This window comes from Gryllotalpicola reticulitermitis (assembly GCF_042651345.1).
GTDB classification, from domain to species: Bacteria; Actinomycetota; Actinomycetes; order Actinomycetales; family Microbacteriaceae; genus Gryllotalpicola; species Gryllotalpicola reticulitermitis.
This window is the reverse complement of record NZ_JBHSCN010000005.1, coordinates 733,484-752,074: the sequence shown is the minus strand read 5'-3', so window position 1 is coordinate 752,074 and position 18,591 is coordinate 733,484. Positions and strand designations below refer to the sequence as shown.

17 protein-coding genes are annotated in these 18,591 nt (G+C 69.2%); 9 read left to right on the top strand and 8 right to left on the bottom strand.

Annotated features, from left to right (window positions below):
• Nucleotides 1-21: 21 nt before the first annotated feature.
• From ACFOYW_RS10620 to ACFOYW_RS10610, 3 genes are read right to left on the bottom strand one after another with little or no spacing between them, the layout of a single operon-like run.
• The gene (locus ACFOYW_RS10620) at nucleotides 22-591 is read right to left on the bottom strand and encodes an NADPH-dependent FMN reductase (protein ID WP_390228905.1); all 570 of its coding nucleotides are present in this window, start codon (nucleotides 589-591) and stop codon (nucleotides 22-24) included.
• The gene (locus tag ACFOYW_RS10615) at nucleotides 588-1,307 is read right to left on the bottom strand and encodes an NADPH-dependent F420 reductase (RefSeq protein WP_390228904.1); all 720 of its coding nucleotides are present in this window, start codon (nucleotides 1,305-1,307) and stop codon (nucleotides 588-590) included. The genes ACFOYW_RS10620 and ACFOYW_RS10615 overlap by 4 nt, the downstream gene beginning before the upstream one ends.
• Entirely contained in the window at nucleotides 1,304-2,416 is a 1,113-nt protein-coding gene (locus ACFOYW_RS10610; RefSeq protein ID WP_390228903.1) for an LLM class flavin-dependent oxidoreductase, read from the bottom strand. Before ACFOYW_RS10610 ends, ACFOYW_RS10615 begins: the two co-directional genes overlap by 4 nt.
• 71 nt (nucleotides 2,417-2,487) lie before the next feature.
• Here ACFOYW_RS10610 and ACFOYW_RS10605 point away from each other — a divergent pair, with 71 nt between their 5' ends.
• Nucleotides 2,488-2,991, top strand: coding sequence for a MarR family winged helix-turn-helix transcriptional regulator (locus tag ACFOYW_RS10605; protein WP_390228902.1), 504 nt, complete (start codon nucleotides 2,488-2,490; stop codon nucleotides 2,989-2,991).
• A gap of 69 nt (nucleotides 2,992-3,060) precedes the next feature.
• Here the strand turns inward: ACFOYW_RS10605 and ACFOYW_RS10600 are convergent, their stop codons facing one another.
• The 3 genes from ACFOYW_RS10600 to ACFOYW_RS10590 are packed head-to-tail and all read right to left on the bottom strand — an operon-like array spanning nucleotide 3,061 to nucleotide 6,720.
• Entirely contained in the window at nucleotides 3,061-4,203 is a 1,143-nt protein-coding gene (locus ACFOYW_RS10600; protein WP_390228901.1) for an NAD(P)/FAD-dependent oxidoreductase, read from the bottom strand.
• A gap of 46 nt (nucleotides 4,204-4,249) precedes the next feature.
• Nucleotides 4,250-6,028 (bottom strand): gamma-glutamyltransferase family protein, encoded by a 1,779-nt coding sequence (locus tag ACFOYW_RS10595; RefSeq protein ID WP_390228900.1) that lies wholly within the window; start codon nucleotides 6,026-6,028, stop codon nucleotides 4,250-4,252.
• 35 nt (nucleotides 6,029-6,063) lie between these two features.
• On the bottom strand, nucleotides 6,064-6,720 hold the full coding sequence (locus ACFOYW_RS10590) for a GntR family transcriptional regulator (protein ID WP_390228899.1): 657 nt from the start codon (nucleotides 6,718-6,720) through the stop codon (nucleotides 6,064-6,066).
• A gap of 249 nt (nucleotides 6,721-6,969) precedes the next feature.
• Here ACFOYW_RS10590 and ACFOYW_RS10585 point away from each other — a divergent pair, with 249 nt between their 5' ends.
• From ACFOYW_RS10585 to ACFOYW_RS10555, 7 genes are read left to right on the top strand one after another with little or no spacing between them, the layout of a single operon-like run.
• Nucleotides 6,970-8,688, top strand: a complete 1,719-nt coding sequence (locus ACFOYW_RS10585; protein ID WP_390228898.1) for an ABC transporter substrate-binding protein — start codon at nucleotides 6,970-6,972, stop codon at nucleotides 8,686-8,688.
• Nucleotides 8,689-9,639 carry an ABC transporter permease gene (locus ACFOYW_RS10580; protein WP_390228897.1) on the top strand — a complete coding sequence of 317 codons (951 nt, stop codon included), beginning with the start codon at nucleotides 8,689-8,691 and terminating at the stop codon, nucleotides 9,637-9,639.
• On the top strand, nucleotides 9,632-10,534 hold the full coding sequence (locus ACFOYW_RS10575; protein WP_390228896.1) for an ABC transporter permease: 903 nt from the start codon (nucleotides 9,632-9,634) through the stop codon (nucleotides 10,532-10,534). The genes ACFOYW_RS10580 and ACFOYW_RS10575 overlap by 8 nt, the downstream gene beginning before the upstream one ends.
• 23 nt (nucleotides 10,535-10,557) lie before the next feature.
• A complete protein-coding gene (locus ACFOYW_RS10570) occupies nucleotides 10,558-11,580 on the top strand; it encodes an ABC transporter ATP-binding protein (RefSeq protein WP_390228895.1) in 1,023 nt (340 codons plus the stop codon).
• Nucleotides 11,577-12,632 carry an ABC transporter ATP-binding protein gene (locus tag ACFOYW_RS10565; protein WP_390228894.1) on the top strand — a complete coding sequence of 352 codons (1,056 nt, stop codon included), beginning with the start codon at nucleotides 11,577-11,579 and terminating at the stop codon, nucleotides 12,630-12,632. The genes ACFOYW_RS10570 and ACFOYW_RS10565 overlap by 4 nt, the downstream gene beginning before the upstream one ends.
• Nucleotides 12,629-14,380 carry a gamma-glutamyltransferase family protein gene (locus ACFOYW_RS10560; protein ID WP_390228893.1) on the top strand — a complete coding sequence of 584 codons (1,752 nt, stop codon included), beginning with the start codon at nucleotides 12,629-12,631 and terminating at the stop codon, nucleotides 14,378-14,380. The genes ACFOYW_RS10565 and ACFOYW_RS10560 overlap by 4 nt, the downstream gene beginning before the upstream one ends.
• A complete protein-coding gene (locus ACFOYW_RS10555; RefSeq protein ID WP_390228892.1) occupies nucleotides 14,377-15,291 on the top strand; it encodes an acetamidase/formamidase family protein in 915 nt (304 codons plus the stop codon). Before ACFOYW_RS10560 ends, ACFOYW_RS10555 begins: the two co-directional genes overlap by 4 nt.
• 22 nt (nucleotides 15,292-15,313) lie before the next feature.
• On the opposite strand, the gene ACFOYW_RS10550 is transcribed toward ACFOYW_RS10555, so the two are convergent.
• Together ACFOYW_RS10550 and ACFOYW_RS10545 are read right to left on the bottom strand one after the other, a co-directional pair.
• Nucleotides 15,314-15,877 carry a HutD/Ves family protein gene (locus ACFOYW_RS10550; RefSeq protein WP_390228891.1) on the bottom strand — a complete coding sequence of 188 codons (564 nt, stop codon included), beginning with the start codon at nucleotides 15,875-15,877 and terminating at the stop codon, nucleotides 15,314-15,316.
• Nucleotides 15,878-15,990: 113 nt separating this feature from the next.
• Nucleotides 15,991-16,764, bottom strand: a complete 774-nt coding sequence (locus ACFOYW_RS10545; protein WP_390228890.1) for an IclR family transcriptional regulator — start codon at nucleotides 16,762-16,764, stop codon at nucleotides 15,991-15,993.
• Nucleotides 16,765-16,890: 126 nt separating this feature from the next.
• On the opposite strand from ACFOYW_RS10545, the gene hutU reads away from it, so the two are divergent.
• Nucleotides 16,891-18,591: a urocanate hydratase gene (hutU, locus tag ACFOYW_RS10540; RefSeq protein WP_390228889.1), complete on the top strand. Its 1,701-nt coding sequence runs from the start codon at nucleotides 16,891-16,893 to the stop codon at nucleotides 18,589-18,591.

Below are 18,591 nucleotides of genomic sequence, written 5' to 3'. Positions count from 1 at the left end.
GGCCGCCGCTGCGGCCGCGGGCTACGCAGCCGTGTTGGCGTGCAGCGGCTCGAACGCCTTGGTCCAGGCGACGAGCTGGTCGAGCAGGGTGTTCAGCGCGGCGACGTTGTAGTCGCCCGGCTTGAACACGCTGAAGTTCTCGAACTCGGTGATGAGCGAGAGCGGCACCTGCTGGCGCACGGTCGCGACCTGCAGCTCCGCGAGGATGAGGCGCAGGTGCTCGGCGGCCCGTGCGCCGCCGACCGAGCCGTAGCTGACGATGCCGGCGGCCTTGTTGTTCCACTCGGCGTAGACGTAGTCCAGCGCGTTCTTCAGCACACCCGACGTCGAGTGGTTGTACTCGGGGGTCACGAAGACATAGCCGTCGTACTCTGCGACCTTCGCCGCCCACTGCCTGGTGTGCTCGCCCTGGTACTGGCCCATCGACGGCGGCAGCGCCTCGTCGAGGTGGGGCAGCGGGAAGTCCTTCAGGTCGACGAGTTCGAACTCGGCATCCGTGCGGTTCGAGGCGTTCGCGAGCACCCATTCGGCGACGGCCTCGCCGTTGCGTCCGGGGCGGGTGCTGCCGAGGATGATGCCGATCTTGGTCATCTTGATGACTCCTTCAATTCTGTTTGCTGGCTGGTTGGGGTGGTTGGGCTGATTGAGGCGACGGTGAGGGTGCGCAGCTCGTCGGCGGACACGTCGGCGCCGAAGGCGGGTGCTCCGGGCTGTAACCGGATTCCTGCAGCCAGCGGCCCGATGACGACGGGCTCGAAGCCGAGGTCATCGACGAGGCCGATCACCGCGGCCACGTCCGTCTCGTCGTTGCCCGCGATCGCGACGGCCGTGCGCTCAGGGGAGCCGGACGGCCGCGCCTCGTCCTCGAGGTCGTGGTAGCCGACGTGGTTGAACGCCTTCACGACCCTCGAGTCCGGCAAGAACGCCTGCACCAGCTCGCTCGTGGAGCGTGCGGGGTCGGTGAACTCCTCGCGCACCCCGTCGACCTCCCACCAGTAGTTCATGGCGTCGATCACGAGTTTCCCGGCGAGCTCGCTGACGGGAAGCGCACGGTACTTGCCGAGCGGCAGGGCGACGATCACGGCATCCGCATCGCGCGCGGCCTCAGCGGCCGCGACGGCGCGCGCACCCGGGGCGAAGACGTCGATCGTGAGCGCGATCCTCCCCGGGTCGCCCGAACCGGCGATGAGCACGTCGTAGCCCGCGGCCACGGCGAGGCGGGCGAGGACCGTGCCGAGCTTGCCCGCGCCGAGAATGCCGAGAGTACGGATGCTTCGCCCAGAGATCCCCCGGCTCTCTGCGCTCACGCGTGCACCGCTCTGCCGTCTTTGGTGATCTGCGCGGGCGTGCGGCCGGTGGCCGCCCAATGGGCGGGCTCCTGGGCAAGTAGTTCGCGCACGCGGGGCGCCACCTGCTCACCGAGCAGCCGGATCGTCCGCTCCCGGGCCTGCCGCGGCAGGTGCAGCAGATCGTATTTGAGGTCGAAGCGCGAGAGGTGGTTCGCGCGGGCGACGAAGGCGATCTTCTGTGCGACCGTCTCGGGCGTGCCGACGAACAGGGCGCCGGTCTCGACCTCGAGTGCGTAGCGATCAGGCGTCGGCGGGTAGAAGCCGCGCTCCGCGCTCAGCTGGGCGACGACGGGCTCCCAATGGCGCCAGTACAGCTCGCGTGCTTCGTCGTCGGTCTCGGCGACGAGCCCGAGGGAGTGCTGCGCGATGGGCAGCTCGGGCTGCCCGAACTGGGCGAGGGCGCGCAGGTACAGCTCGGCGTGGCCGGCGAAGCGCTCGGGCCTGCCGCCGATGACGGCCATCATGAGCGGCAGTCCGTAGCGGGCCGCACGAACGACCGATTCCGGGCTGCCCCCGATGCCGACCCAGGCGGGGATCCCGCCTTCGGGCATGCGCGGGTGCAGCCGGGCATCCGTCAGCGGCGCGCGATAGCGACCTCGCCAGGTGACGCGCTCTTCCCGCATCAGCCGCACGAACAGGGCGAGCTTCTCTTCGAACAGCTCCTCGTAGTCGGCGATGTCGTAGCCGAACAGCGGGAACGACTCGGTCGCCGACGCGCGCCCGAGCACGAGCTCGGTGCGGCCGCGGGAGATGGCGTCGACGGTCGCGAACTCCTGGTAGAGCCGAACCGGGTCCTGTGTGGAGAGCACCGTCACGGAGGTGCCCAGGTGGATGGTCGAGGTCGCCTGCGCGGCCGCGGCGAGCAGCACGGGCGTAGCCGAGTCGACCTGCCCGTCCTTGTAGTGCTCGCCCACGCTGAAGACGTCGAGGCCGACGGATTCCGCGAGCTGCGCCTCTTCGACGAGCAGGCGCACCGTGTCCGCGTCGTGGAGCACGCGGCCGCCGTCAGTGGGCAGCTCGCCGAAGGAGTTGAGCCCGAGCTGGAAGTGCGGAACCTCCGCGGTCATCTCTGCACGACCTTTCCTCGCGGCATCACCCGCGTTAATTGACATGTCAATGATGTGCCGTTAATATTGACATGTCAATCACAGGAGGTGTCGAGGTGGCAACGACGCGACGCACGACGCTGACGAAGGACGAGCTCGCCGTCTGGCGCGACTACATCGAGACCGCGGAAGCGCTGCGCACCCGGCTCGCCTCGCGCATGCAAGACGAGTCGTCGCTCTCGATGGGCGACTACGCCGTGCTGCTCGCGCTGAGCGAGGCCGACGAGCACCGGGTGCGCTCATCCGAGCTCGCCGATCGGGTCGGGTGGGAGCGCTCGCGCCTCTCGCACCACCTCGGGCGCATGGAGCGGCGTGACCTCATCCGCCGCGACCCCTGCGCCAGCGACAGTCGCGGCGCCGAGGTCGTGCTCACGGAAGCCGGCGCGGCCGCGTTCCGGCACGGCTCCGTGCCGCACCTCAAGGCGGTCCGCGAGCTGTTCATCGACGCGTTCACGCCGGCCCAGCTCGCGGAGATCGCGCTGCAGACCGCGCGACTGCGCGATCACCTCGATTCGGGCGAGATGACGGATTCCTGAGCTGCAGGGCTGCTGAGCTGCTGAGCCCTGCGCGAGAGTGGGTGTGCCGAAGTGGGCCGGGCGTAGCCGCTAGCTCACCTCGATGCCGGCTGTCGCGGTGCCCTCTCGCGCCGCGACTGGAGTCAGCTCGAGCTCAGGTGCGGCCTCGCCGACGATCGAGCGCGCGACGGCGTCACCGAGCAGCGGACCCATGGTGAGGCCGCCCGCGCCATAGCCGGTCGCGACGTAGGTGCCGTCGAGCCCGGGAATCGGGCCCACGATCGGCAGCTGACCATCGGGCAGCGGCCGCAGGCCGACCCGCGTCTCGATCAGTGTCGCGTCGGCAAGACCCGGCACGATGCGCAGGGCATCCTCCAGCACCTGCATCTGCCCGGCCGCCGTCACGCGCGGGTCGAAGCCGCTGCCGACCTCGCGCGTAGCACCGACCGCGATGCGGGATTCGTCGAACGCGACGATGTAGTGGTGCGAGATCGGGTGCACCGTCGGCCACTGCGTCGTGTCGACGCCCTCGAGGCGCAGGTGCGTGATCTGTCCGCGCTGGGGTGCGACCGGCACCCCCGCGCCGACGGCGGAGAGCACCTCGTTGCTCCACGCCCCCGCGGCGACCACTACGGTGTCGGCCTGCACGGGCGCCCCGTCGACGAAGGCCGACACGCGGCCCGCGCGCAGCGCCAGCGAGACATCGCCGCTCACCCGCGTCGCGCCGAGCTTCTCGGCTGCAGCCAGCAGCGCGTCGCGCATCGTGCGCCCGTCGACCCGGCCGCCGCCCGAGATGTAGACGGCGTCAAGGCCCTCCGCGAGCGCAGGGAAGAGCTTGCGCGCCTCGGCGTTGGAGATGCGCTCGACGTCGCCGACCACGGGGCCGGCGGTCTGCGCCCGATCGAGCACGCGTCGATAGGTCGCCTCGAGCTTCGCCTCGTCGGCGTTGACGACGAGCGCACCGGTCTTGCGGTAGTCGGTGTGAGTGATGCCGACGCCGGCCAGCAATTCCAGCAAGTCGGGGTAGAACCCGGCCCCGGCGGCGTACACCGAGTAGTAGTCGCCCTCGACGGCGCTCGACCACGGCTGAATGATGCCTGCGCTCGCCGCGGTCGCCTGGCCGACGTGGCCGGCGTCGATGACGGTCACGGCGACCCCGCGCCGGGCGAGAGCGAAGGCCGTGCTCGCTCCCGCGATTCCCGATCCGATGACGGCGACTGAGAACTCTGGCATTTCTGTGCTCCTTCAGTTTCGATAACGGATGCGCGGGGCGCCGGCACTAGCGGCCGACCGCGTACCCCTGCATGCCCCGCGGGTTGGCTCCGGCCTTCAGGAATCCGCTCACCGGATCGCGCAGCACGCCGGACAGTCGCCCTTGCGACCACGCCGGCGCGACGTCGACGACATGGCCACGCGCCTCGAGCTCGCGCAACACCCCGGCGTCGACCCGGTCCTCGACCACGATGTGGCCCGGGTGCGCGGCACGGGGATAGAACGAGCTCGGGAAGTGGGTCGTGTGGAACATCGGCGCGTCGATCGCGGCCTGCAGGTTGCGCTCGCCATGGAGGTAGGCAAGGAGGAAGCTGAGCGACCACTGATCCTGCTGGTCGCCGCCCGGTGTGCCGAACGCGAAGAACGGCGTGCCGTCGATCGAGGCGATGCTCGGGGTGAGGGTGGTCCTCGGGCGAACCCCCGGTGCCATGCTCGCCGGCAGTCCCGGTTCGAGCCACAGCATCTGTGCGCGCGTGCCGAGGCTGAGCCCGAGCGACGGGATGACGGGCGAGCTCTGCAGCCAGCCGCCGCTCGGCGTCGCCGAGACCAGCATGCCGTTCTTGTCGACGACGTCGACGTGGCACGTGTCACCTGAGGTCAGGCCGTTGCCGCGCACAGTCGGCTCGCCCGTTCCGCGAGCGTCGACGGGGGCGGCGGCTACTGCGCCGCGGGTGGGGAGAACGGGGGTGCGGCCGCCCGGCGACCCCGGCCGCAGCTCGAGCGAGGCGGTGTCACCGATCAACGACGCGCGTTCACTCGTGTAGCCGGGGCTCAGCAGAGCCTCGATCGGCACATCGCCGGCATCCGGGTCGCCGTACCAGGCCTCGCGGTCGGCGAAGGCGAGTTTCGCCGCCTCGGTGATCGTGTGGATCCAGTCGGCACTGAGATGGGCCATACCGCCGATGCCGAGGTGGTCGACCAGCGCGAGCTGCTGCAGCAGCACCGGCCCCTGCGACCACGGGCCGGCCTTGTGCACCTCGATGCCGTCGTGGGCGACGGTGAGCGGTGCCTCGACGGTCGGCTGCCACTGGGCGAGATCGTCGGCGGTCAGAAAGCCCCGATGGCGGTTGCCCGAGCTGTCCATGAGCTCGTTCGCGCTCACGAACGCCGCGATCTCTTCGGCGACGAAGCCACGGTAGAAGGCATCGAGGGCGGCGTCGATCTGCGCCTCTCGGTCGCGTCCCGGGGCTTCGGCTTCGGCGAGGATGCGGCGGTACGTCGTGGCGAGGGCCGGATTCGTGAAGCGCTGCCCGGGCTTGGGAAGGCCACCGGCGAGGTAGGTCTGCGCCGACGTGGGCCACTCGGTGCGAAACAACTCCTCGACCGATGCGATGGTGTTCACGATATTGGGAACAAGGGGGTAGCCGTTCTCGGCGTAGCCGATGGCCGCTTCGAGCACGTCACGGAGACTGAGCGTGCCCTGCTCGCGGAGCAGAAGCAGCCACGCGCCGAAGGCGCCCGGGACGGTCGCGGCGAGGGGGCCGGTGCCGGGCACGAGGTCGAGTCCGAGCGCGAGGTACGAGTCGAGCGTTGCCGTGGCCGGCGTCACCCCCTGCCCGCAGAACACGCGCACCGGCCCGCTCCCGGCGCTCGCCATGATGTTCGCGTCACCGCCGAGCCCATTCAGATGTGGCTCGACGACCTGCAGGACGAAACCGGCGGCGACAGCTGCGTCGGCGGCGTTTCCGCCTCGCTCGAGGATCGCCATGCCGGCCGCCGAGGCGAGCCAGTGGGTGGACGCGACCATGCCGAATGTGCCGCTCAGCTCGGGGCGTGTCGTGAACATCTGCTCTCCTCTGGGGTCGATTCCGGGGCGCTCGGTCAGCGGTGCGGGTAGCGGCGGTGGACTTCGATCGCGTTGTCGATGTGCGTTCGCATCGCGGCTTCGGCCCCGAGGTCGTCGCCGGCCTCGACCGCGTCGAGGATCCTGCGATGGCCCTGCCACGACTCCGTCGCATTGCGGCGGACATTGAGCGAGTAGACCCACGCGATCTTGAAGTTGAGCTGGTCGAGCAGGTTCTTGAGCTCACCATTCGCGCTCGCGCTCCACAGCTCGGAGTGGAAGACCGAATTGAGTGACGGCAGCAGCTCGAACTGCTGTTTCTCCGTCGCGTGCTCGCCACGGGACAGCGCGTCGCGCAGTACATCGAGGTTCTCTTCGGTGCGATAGACCGCGGCGCGACGAGCGGCGATCGGTTCGAGTCCGGCGCGGATCTCGAGGGTGTGGTCGGCCGCATCGCGGTCTACTTCGGCGACGAATGCCCCGCGGTAGGGCACGAGGTCGACGAAGCCCTCTGCCTCAAGCATCCGCAATGCCTCCCGCACCGGGATTCGCGAGACGCCGAAGTGCTTGGCGAGGCGGTCCTCGACGAGCTGCTCACCAGGAGCGTAATTCCCACCGATGATCCGAGCGCGCAGCACCTGAGCGATGGCGAGCGGCGTCGTGCGCGCTTCACCGTCATTGATCGGCGGGGTCACATGGCCTCACTCTCCTGGTGCTGTGCACGACGCGGGGTTCTTCGACGCGTGCTCGGTATGCGCGGAACGTCGGCGGGAGCTAGACGCTCATGTTACAAGATTGTATACAACCTTATCGCGATGGTATACGAACATCCGCCGTCGGTATACGATCCAAATTCAACAGCGGTCGGTCGATTCGCACAAGTCGCCCGACTGAGAGGTATCACCCCCAACCCCAGGGCGTTTTCGCATCACCGAGGAGAAGCCATGACTGCTCAGCTATGCCCCGACTGTGGTCGGAGCGACTGCCCGTCGCTCCTGATCCGCCACACCATGACGCGCCGGTCCGTTCTGCGCGCGGCCGGCGTGGGCGCCTTCGGCGCCGCGACCGCTTTCGTCCTCGCCGCGTGCACCTCCGGCGGCGGGTCGGCCTCCACGAGCAGCGCCAGCGCGGGGGCGGTCAAGGCCGGAACCGGCACCGCGACGATGGCGATCTTCGGCAGCATCGGTCCGTGCCTGATGCCGAACCTCACCAACAACGGCAACGCGCGGGCGGTCACCCAGTGCTTCGGGTCGAGCCTGCTGGCCTACGACGAGAAGATGGACTTCATTCCTTCGCTCGCGAGCAAGTACACCGTGTCGAGCGACGGCACGCAGTACACCTTCGACCTGCGCAAGGGCGTCAAATGGTCGGACGGCACGCCGTTCACCGCGGACGACATCGAAGCGGCCATCACCGCGATGACCGACCCGCAGACGACGACCAACTGGATCACCTACGTGAGCCCGATCGCCGGCACGAGCGACCGCAAAGCGGGCAAGAGCGCGACGATCGGCTACAAGAAAGTCGACGACACGACCTTCACCGTGACGCTCTCGGCACCGAACGCCTCATTCCTCGACCTGTTCGGCACCCAGTTCCAGCCACTGCCGGCCCACATCGTCTCGAAGATCGCGCCGACCGACCTCAACACGGGCACGTTCGCCCAGGCGCCGAACGTCACCATCGGCCCGTTCTACATGACGAGCCGGTCGGGCGACGACGACATGGAGATGGCGCGCAACCCGCACTTCTGGGGCGGCACCGTCGGCCTCGCGAAGCTCGTCGTCAAGAGCATGACCGAGACGAACGGCGTCACCGCGATCCTCGCCGGCGAAGTCGACGTGATTCCGGCCGAGTCGGTCGCCGAGATCGCGCCGAGCGATGTCGAGACGCTCTCGTCGAACAGTGCGATCAAGGTCGTCAAGTATCAGAACAGCACCTGCCAGACGCTGTACATGAACGAGCACACCCTGTTCTCGGACAAGCGTGTGCGTCAGGCCGTGATCTACGCGCTCGACCGCAAGGGCATGATCAAGACCGTGCTCGACGGCGACGGCATCGTCGCCGACTCGGTGTACCCGCCGTTCTCGAAGTACTACGACGCGAAGGTCATCACGAAGTACACCCAGAACGTCAAGAAGGCGAAGCAGCTCCTCTCCGATGCGGGCTGGGACGCGTCCAAGACGGTGAACTTCATCGTGCCGACGGGTGACACGACCGTGACGCAGGCATCCGTCATCATTCAGCAGCAGCTGAAGACCATCGGCATGAACGTGCAGATCCAGCAGGTCGACAACAACACGGCGATCTCGCGCGCCAACCAGCAGCACAACTTCGACCTGACGATCCTGGCGAACGTCGGCGTCAACAATCTCGACGTCAGCCGTCGCTTCTCGACCGCCGCCTGGAAGACGGGCGTCAACTCGGGCGGCTACAGCAACCCTCAGCTCGACCAGTTGATGGCCCAAGCGGTCACCAAGTCGGCCTTCTCCGACCAGAAGCCGCTCACCGACCAGATCCAGCAGCTGATCAGCCAGGAGGTGCCGACCGTGATGCTCTGGTACCGCGACTCGATCGCCGCCGTTGACACCGCCAAGGTGACGAACGTCGTGCCGCAGCGCGGTGGGGCGTGGCTTCAGGCGGCGAAGTGGGGTAGCGCGTAGGTGTTGCTACGACGAATCCTGCGCCGCCTCGCCATCGGGGTTCCCGTCGTCATCGGTGCGACCGTTCTGAACTTCATCCTCGTGAACGCGGCGCCAGGAAGCCCCCTCAACTCGCTCGTCGACCCCGAGGCCGGCCCGGCGGTCAGGAAGCAGATGGCCGCGCGGCTCGGGCTCGACCGGCCGCTGCCCCTGCAGTACCTGACCTGGCTGTGGAACGCGGTGCACGGCAATCTCGGGTTCTCGTACGAGAACGACCGGCCGGTGGTGCAGGACATCCTCGAGCGCCTTCCGGCGACGCTGCTGCTCGCCGGCACCGCACTCGTGCTCGCCTACGTCGTCGGCATCGCCATCGGCGTCATCGCGGCGTTACGGCCCTACGGCCGGATCGACGCGGCGAGCTCGGTCGTCGGGGTCCTCGGAATCTCGATTCCGAGCTTCGTGCTGGGGCTGTTGCTCATCTACGTGTTTGCGCTCAAGCTGCACTGGCTGCCGGCGAGCGGAATGACGACGCTCGGCACGACGGGCAGCGGCGGGTTGCTGCAGCACCTCGTTCTGCCCGTCGTGTCGCTCGCGATCTTCGACCTCGCGATCGTGACGAGGTACACGCGCGCGAGCATGCTCGAGGTGCTCACCGAGGACTTCATCCGCACGGCGAACGGCAAGGGGCTCAGCGCGACCCGTGTCGTCGTGCGGCATGCGCTGCGCAACGCGCTCACGCCGCTCGTGACGCTCGCGGGTCTGTCATTGCCGAGCCTCTTCGGCGGCGCAGTCGTCGTCGAGGTCGTGTTCCAGTGGCCCGGCATGGGGCAGCTCGCCGTCAACTCGGTGCTCGCCAGGGACTACCCGACGCTGCTCGGCCTCAGCCTCGTCTTCTCGATCCTCGTGGTGATCGGAAACCTGATCGCCGACATCTGCTACACGCTGCTCAACCCGAAGGTGCGCGATGACTAGCAACACGATCGAAGCCGTCACGGCCGTGCCGGCGACCACGCGTTCGAGGAGGTCGGGCAGCGCCGTGCTCCGCAGCCTGCTGCGCAACCCCACCGCCGTCTTCGGCGCGGTCGTCGTCATCATCATCGTTCTGGCGACCCTGTTCGCCGGGGTGATCGCGCCGTTCAACCCCGACGCGATCAACCTGAACCTCGCCCACGCGGCGCCCGGGCATGGGCACCTGCTCGGCACCGACCTGCAGGGGCGCGACGTTCTGAGCCGGCTGCTCTACGCGGGCCGTGCCTCCCTGCTCATCGGTGTGGGTGCGGTCGTCGTATCGCTCGTGATCGGCGTGCCGCTCGGGGCGCTTGCCGGATTCTTCGGCGGCTGGCTCGATGCCATCATCAGCCGCGTCACCGACGTTGTGCTCTCCTTCCCGGTCATCGTGCTCGCGGTCGTCGCCGGCGCCGTGCTCGGCAGCGGGATCTGGTCGCTCATCGTCTTGCTCGGCTGCATCCTGTGGACGACGATCTGCCGCCTCGTGCGCAGCATCGCGATCGCGCAGCGCGATGCGGATTATGTCGTCGCCGCCAGATCGCTCGGGGCGAGCGACCTGCGCATCATCGTGAAGCACATCCTGCCGTCGACGGTCGGCGTGATCGTCGTCAACGCCGTCTTCGGCGTCGCGAACGTGATCCTGATCGAGGCGTCGCTCTCGTTCCTCGGCCTCGGCGTGCGGCCCCCGACCCCGAGCTGGGGCAACATGCTCAGCGACGCCCAGTCGCTCGGCGTGCTCGCCGGCCAGCCGTGGATGTGGGTGCCGCCCGCGGCCACCATTCTCCTCACCATCGTCTCGATCAACTTCCTCGGCGACGGCATGCAGAAGGCGCTCGACCCTCGACTGCGGAACCGCTGATGGCCGCGTCGGAAAGGACAACCATGCCCGTACTCGAAGTCGAGCACCTCAGCGTCACCTTCGGCTCAGGGCCGGACGCCGTGAAGGCGGTCGAGGACGTGTCGTTCGAGCTCGCGCCGGGCCAGACCCTCGCACTCGTGGGCGAATCCGGCTCGGGGAAGTCGGTGACCGCGCTCGCGATCATGCGGCTGCTGCCGCAGCACAACAGCACGGTCACCGGCTCGATCGTGTTCGACGGCAAAGACGTGCTGAAACTGCGGCGCGGGGAACTGCAGAAGGTCCGCGGCAACCGGATCGCAATGATCTACCAGGACCCGATGACCGCACTGAACCCCTCGATGACCGTCGGGGCGCAGATCATCGAGACGATGCGCTCGCACGGCATCGGCACGCGCGCCGACCGCCGCGAACGCGCGGCCGAGCTGCTCGCGCAAGTGGGGCTGCCGGACGCGCGGGCCCGGGTCGACGCATACCCGCATCAGCTCTCCGGCGGCATGCGCCAGCGCGTGATGATCGCGATGGCGCTCGCGTGCGAGCCCGACATCATCCTGGCCGATGAGATCACGACCGCCCTCGACGTGACCGTGCAGGCGCAGATCCTCGAACTGCTGGCGCATCTCTCGAAAGAGCGCGGGGTCGCGGTGATCTTCATCACCCACAACCTCGCCGTCGTCGCGCGCATCGGCGACGTGGTGCAGGTCATGTACGCGGGGCAGGTCGTCGAGCGCGCGTCGACCTCTGAACTGCTGAACCACCCGATGGTGCCGTACACGGTCGGCCTGCTGGGTTCGACGCCCCGTCTCGACGAGGACCGCTCCGACCGTCTCTCGACTATTCCGGGTGAGCCGCCGAATCCGCGGCGGCGCCCGCCGGGGTGCCGGTTCGCGACCCGCTGCCGGTTCCATCGCGAGCTCTGCGATGCCGAGCTGCCGCCGCTCGTCCAGGCCGCCGAAGCGGATGTGCCGCACGAGGTGCGTTGCTGGGGGCTCGTGCCGGGCGACGGCACGGGCTGGCTGATCGAGGAGAAGGCGGGTGAGCTGGCGTGAGCGACGGGCTGCTGATGGACGTGCGCCACCTGCACGTGAGCTATCGAGCGCGGCGCGGCCAACGCCTCCTCGCCGTCGACGGGGTCGACCTCGCGGTCGGCGAGGGCGACGTGCTGTGCATCGTCGGCGAGTCCGGCTCCGGCAAGTCGACTGTCGGCAAGGCGATGCTCGGGCTCATCCCCGCGTCGGGCGGTGAGATCGGGTTCGACGGGATGGACCTCACGACGATGGGGTCCCGCGCTCTGCGGAAGCTGCGCTCTCGTATGCAGATGATCTTCCAGGACCCGTACGCGTCGCTCGATCCGCGCATGACGATCGGCGAGATCATCGCTGAGCCGCTGACCATCCACCACGGCGGGAGCCTGCGCCGCCATCGCGAACGCGTGCTCGGCGCGATGCGCGACGTCGGACTCGTCCCGACGCTCATCGACTCGTATGCCCATGAGCTCTCCGGTGGCCAGCGGCAGCGCGTCGGCATCGCGCGCGCGTTGATCCTCGAGCCGGCGCTGATCATCGCCGACGAGCCGGTCGCCGCCCTCGACGTCTCGATTCAGGCGCAGGTCGTCAACCTGCTGCAGGATCTGCAGCGCACTCGGCGCCTCACGATGATCGTGATCTCGCACGACCTCGCCGTCGTGCGGCACCTCGCCGACCGCGTCGCGGTGATGTACTCGGGCCGCATCGTCGAGTACGGCGACCGGGTGAGCATCTACGAGCATCCGTCGCACCCGTACACGCAAGCGCTGCTCTCGGCCGCGCCGATCCCGGTTCCCGAGATCGAGCGCTCACGGGAGCGCATCGTGCTGGAGGGTGAACCGCCGAGCCCGTTCTCACGCCCGGAAGGCTGCCGCTTCAGCAGCCGGTGTCCGCTGCGAGCCGCGCTCGGTAACCCCGAGATCTGCGCCACCGACGACCCGATGCTGCTCGACGTCGGCGACTCCGCCGACCACACGGCGGCATGCCACTTCACCCGATTCGCCCCGACCGAGGTGGACGGCGACATCGCGTCGCTCCGCCTTCACCCGCACGACAAAGGAGAGAAGGAACTATGAGCATCGACCCGGTTTGGGTTCCGCAGACCACCCGCCCCGAGGTGCTCGGGACGAAATACGTCGTCTCGGCCGGCCACTATCTCGCCTCCGCCGCAGGCATCCGTATTCTCGACGCGGGCGGCAACGCCTTCGACGCGGGTGTCGCCGCCGCGCTGTGCATCAACGTCGTGCAGGCCGACATGACGAACCTCGGCGGCGTCGCCCCGATCGCGATCTACGACGCCAAACGCGGTGTCGTCGAGACGATCAGCGGGCTCGGTTGGTGGCCCGAGAAGGTCGACATCAGCGCGTTCGGGCGCGAGACGGGCGGCCGCATCACCGGCGGCATTCTCGACGTGGTGATGCCGGCGGCAGCGGATGCCTGGCTCACGGTGCTCGAGCGGTACGGCACCATGACGCTCGCCGAAGTCGCTGCGCCCGCGATCGAACTGTGCGAGGACGGTTTCCCGCTGCACACGGTGATGGACGACAGCTTCAAGAACGGGCACTGGCGCGAGCAGGTGCTCAAGTGGCCGTCGACCCGCGACATCTTCGCGCCCGGCGGCGAGTTCCCGCAGGTCGGCGATCGCATCGTGCAGCGCGACCTCGGCCGCACGCTGCGCAAGCTCGTCGAGGCGGAGTCGGCATGCGAGGGCAGCCGCGAAGACGGCATCCGCGCGGCGCGCGATCGCTTCTACACGGGCGACATCGCCGAGATGATGGTCGCGTTCATTCAAGAAGAGGGCGGCTGGCTCTCGATGGACGATCTCGCGAAGTTCCACGTCGAGGTCGAGCCGGGTGTCTCGATCGACTACCACGGCTACCAGGTCTATGCCTGCGACACGTGGTGCCAGGGCGCTGTCGTGCCGATGACGCTGAACATCCTCGAGGGCTGGGACCTCTCGGCGCTCGAGCCGGGGTCTGTCGAGCTGATTCACCTCGAGCTCGAAGCGCTCAAGGCGGCCTTCGCTGATCGCGAGCGGTACTTCGGCGACCCGCACTTCACCCGCGTGCCGATGGACGGGCTCCTTAATAAGGAATACGGCGGTCTGTGGCGTGATCGCCTCTCGGCGACCGAGGCGCAGCCCGGCATGCCCGAGCCGGGCGACCCCTGGCCGTTCTCGTCGCTCACGCCCGATCACCGGCCATGGACGCCGCCGACCGCGAAAGAGGGCCCGAGCTGGCCCGACACGAGCTACCTGTGCGTGGTCGATGCCGAGGGCAACGCATTCTCGGCCACTCCGTCCGACGGCATCGTGACGGGCCCTGTGGTGCCCGGCCTCGGATTCAGCGTCTCCGGGCGCGGCTCGCAGTCGTGGCTCGACCCCGAGCATCCGTTCTTCGTCACGCCCTACAAGCGGCCGCGCCTCACGCCGAGCCCGGGCATGGTGCTCAAGGACGGCAAGCTCGCGATGCCGTACGGCTCGCCCGGCAACGACGTTCAGCCGCAGGCCATGGTGCAGTTCCTCGTCAACTTCATCGACTTCGGAATGAACGTGCAGGCCGCGATCGAGGCGCCGCGCGTCGCGACGTACAGTTTCCCGCGCTCGACGGACCCGCACCCGTATACGCCCGGCTTCACGCAGATCGAGGGCCGCTTCGAACCGGGCGTCGCCGAGGGGCTGCGGGCTCTCGGCCACGACGTCTACGAGTGGCCGGACTGGGCCGGCACGGCTGGATCGATCAACGCGATCTATCGCGATGCAAAGCGCGGTGTGCTGCGCGGTGGTGCCGACCCGCGCCGGATCGCCTACGCGATCGGGCGGTGAGGGTGCACCTTTCGAGGGGCGACATCCACCTCGGGTGGGACAACTCGATCGAGCCGCGGGCGACCATCGCGCCCGGCGGCGAGATCGAGCTCGACCTGCTCGAGGCGTCGGGCGGCCAGCTCGCGCCGTCGTCCGAGGCATCCGATCTGCTCGCCTTGGATGGGACTCGGCTCAACCCCGTCACCGGTCCAATCCGTGTCGACGGCGCCCGCCCGGGCGACGCCCTCGTCATCTCGTTCCTCGAGCTCGACGTCGACGAATGGGGGTGGAGCGGCGTGCTGCCCGGGTTCGGGCTGCTCGCGGCCGACTTCCCCGAGCCGTACCTCGCCGTGTCCCGCATCGTGGGCGGCGTGGTACGGCTGCCGTTCGGCGTCGAGCTGCCGGCCGTTTCGATGATCGGCACGATCGGCGTCGAGCTGCCGGAAGCGGGGCAGCACTCCGTCATTCCGCCGCGACGGTTCGGGGGCAACCTCGACATCCGGCACCTCACGGCGGGCGCGACACTCACCCTGCCAGTCGGGGTCGAGGGAGCGCTGCTCTCGGTCGGCGACGCCCACGCGGCCATGGGCGACGGCGAGGTCTGCGGCACCGGGGTCGAGACCAACGCACGCACTCGCCTGCGCATCCAGGTGGTCCCGGGTGCTTCACCCGCCTTTCCGCGGTTCACGACTCACCCGGCGAGCGACCGCGTAGGCGCCACGATCGCCGCGACAGGAATCGGGCCCAGCCTCGAGGCCGCGGCGCGCGATGCCACGCGCGGCCTGATCGACGAGATCGTGGCGCGGTCGCGCCTCGCGCCGGTCGAGGCATACGTGCTGGCGAGCGTCGCGGGCGACCTCAAGATCTCGGAGATCGTCGACCTGCCGAACTACGTCGTCTCGGCGCACCTGCCGCTCTCGGTTCTGGACTGAGGGCGGTGCGGAAGGCGAGCGACTACTCCCACCGGATCTCGGCGACAAGACCCGAGCCTGTGAGGGTGAGGTCGGTGCCGGTGCCGGTGCCGGTGCCGGTGCCGGTGCCGGTGCCGATCACGCAGTCGCCGAACGCGAGCGGGGTGCCGTCGGCGGTGAGGCTGCCGTCGAGGACGACGACCGCGAACGGGGCATCCGTATACGAGCCGTCGACCCGAAGCGCCCGTAGCACCGGCTGTCCCGTGCCGCGCCGGACCATCAGATTCAGGTCGAGACCGGGGGCGGCCACGTCGATCGCGCGGACATCCGCTTCGCCGGCGAAGTGCACCACCTCGTAGCGGGCCACCGGCGTGCGCACCCCGTCGATGTCAAGGGTGAGCCCCGCGGGTGCGAGTGGCATCAGGGCGCGCTCTGTGCCCGGCAGCGGTGAGAACCCGGCGTCCGAGTCGACGGTCGCGATGCTGATCCGCAGCTCGAAGTCAGGGCCGTCCGGCGTCCGCCAGAGCTCGACAGTCTCGCCGAGACCGTTCGCCCAGCGAGACGGCGGCGAGTCGGCGAACCGCACGATGCGAAGGGTGCTGCTCATACGCCCAGCATGCCCGGTCGGCCGCCGGGGCTCTGATCGCGCTACAGCTGCGGGCCCGCGCGACAGCCGCGGGAGGCGCGCCGAGCCGTAGCTGTAGCGCGAACCGCCCGACTCTACGCGTGCTGCTGCATCGAGCCGCGGATGCGCCGCGACAGCTCGGCCGCGTGCCGAGTGAGCGCCTCGATCATGGTCGCGCGCGCCGCCTCGTCGACGTCGTCGCGGCGGTAGGTGAGGGTGATGCCGGCGGCCGGCCAGCCGGCGTGGTCGCGGATCGCCACCGAGACGGAGGCGAACCCCGGCGTCACCTCGCCGTCCTCCGCGGCGTAGCCATCGCGCGTCACCTGCTTGAGCTCTCGGCTCAGCCGCGAGAACGAGTACCCGGGCAGTGCGCCGTCGAACGCGTCGGAGCCCGAGAACAGCGCGTGCAGCTGCGTGCTCGGCAGTGACGCCAGCAGTGCACGGCCGCTCGCCGTCGAGTAGCTCGGCAGCCGCACGCCCACGCCGGTGACGAGCGGCGGCCGGTGCTTCGCGCGCTCCTCGACGAGGTAGATCACGTCGGTGCCGTGCAGCACCGTGAGGTGAGCGGTCTCGCCTACGCGCGCAACCAGCGTGGCGAGCACGGGCGCGCCGAGGCGCGTGAGCGGCTCCTGACGGGAGAATCCGGAGCCCAGCGCGGCCGCCGCGTAGCCGAGGCCGTAGCGCTGTCGCTCGGGGTAGTGCAGTGCGTAGCCGTGCTCGACGAGCGCCGACAGGATGCGGTAGGTCGACGACCGCGGCAGCCCGAGCGCCGAGGCGATGACGGCGGCCTGCACGGGTCCACGCTGCGCGGCGAGGTAGCTCAGGATCTCGAGCGTGTGATTCGCGGCTGGGGGTGGGGTGCTCTGCACGGGAGATGCCGTTCGAAGGGGTGTGGGCCGCTCCACGGGTTGCGGGCCAGTTAAATGTCTCATATCCGAGACTGCCGTGAGCGAGATCGGATGTCGGATGCGCCGCCGACGGGCTGGAATGGCCTCATGAGCACCGCCGACCCCGCCGTCCGCTCCGTTCGCGCCCCGCGTGGCTCCGAGATCACCGCGAAGAGCTGGCAGACCGAAGCGCCGCTGCGCATGATCATGAACAACCTCGACCCCGAGGTCGCCGAGCGCCCGGAAGACCTCGTCGTCTACGGCGGCACGGGCCGCGCTGCACGCAGCTGGGAGGCGTTCGACGCGATCGTGCGCACCCTGCGCGACCTCGAGGCCGACGAGACGCTGCTCGTGCAGTCGGGCAAGCCCGTCGGCGTCTTCCGCACGAACGAGTGGGCGCCGCGCGTGCTCATCGCCAACTCGAACCTCGTCGGCGACTGGGCGACCTGGCCCGAGTTCCGCCGGCTCGAGGCACTCGGTCTCACCATGTACGGCCAGATGACGGCCGGATCGTGGATCTACATCGGCACGCAGGGCATCCTGCAGGGCACCTACGAGTGCTTCGCCGCCATCGCGCGCAAGATCGCGGCGCGCGACGGCCGCCTCGACGAGCACGGCGACGCGAGCCTCGCCGGCACGATCACCCTCACCGGCGGCTGCGGCGGAATGGGCGGTGCGCAGCCCCTCGCCGTCACGCTGAACGAGGGCGTCGTGATCGTCATCGACGTCGATGTCACCCGGCTGCAGCGCCGCATCGATCACGGCTACCTCGACGAGCTCGCGACCGACATCGACGACGCTGTCGCGCGCGCCAACGCGGCGAAGGCCTCCTCGACCCCGCTCTCGATCGGCCTCGTCGGGAACACGGCGACGCTCGTTCCCGAGTTCCTGGAGCGCTCAGACATCCGTATCGACATCGTCACCGACCAGACCAGCGCGCACGATCCGCTCGCCTACCTGCCCGAGGGCATCTCGGTCGAGGAGTGGAAGGCGGCCGCAGCAGCCGACCCGGCCGGGTTCACCGAGAAGGCGCAGCAGTCGATGGCGAAGCACGTCGCCGCGATGGTCGGCTTCCAGGAGAAGGGCGCCGAGGTCTTCGACTACGGCAACTCGCTGCGCCAGGGCGCGCTGCTCGGCGGCTTCGAGAACGCGTTCGCTTTTCCCGGCTTCGTGCCCGCGTACATCCGCCCGCTGTTCGAAGAGGGCATGGGGCCGTTCCGCTGGGTCGCGCTCTCCGGCGACCCCGAGGACATCTACGAGACCGACCGCGCGATCATGGAGCTCTTCCCCGAGAACGAGTCCCTGAAGCGCTGGCTCACCAAGGCGCAGGACAAGGTGCACTTCGAAGGCCTGCCCGCCCGGATCTGCTGGCTCGGCTACAAGGAGCGTCACCTCGCCGGCCTCAAGTTCAACGAGCTGGTCGCGTCGGGGCGCGTCAAGGCACCGATCGTCATCGGCCGCGACCACCTCGACTCGGGCTCGGTCGCCTCCCCCTACCGCGAGACCGAGGCGATGAAGGACGGCTCCGACGCGATCGCCGACTGGCCGCTGCTCAATGCGCTGCTCAACACGGCGAGCGGGGCGACCTGGGTGTCGATCCACCACGGCGGCGGCGTCGGCATCGGCCGCTCGATCCACGCGGGGCAGGTGATCGTCGCCGACGGCACCGAGCTCGCGGCCGAGAAGCTCGAGCGCGTGCTCACGAACGACCCCGGCACGGGCGTCATGCGGCATGTCGACGCAGGGTACGAGCACGCCGCCGAGGTCGCGCGCGAGCGCGGTCTGCGCGTGCCCATGCTGGAGGAGTGA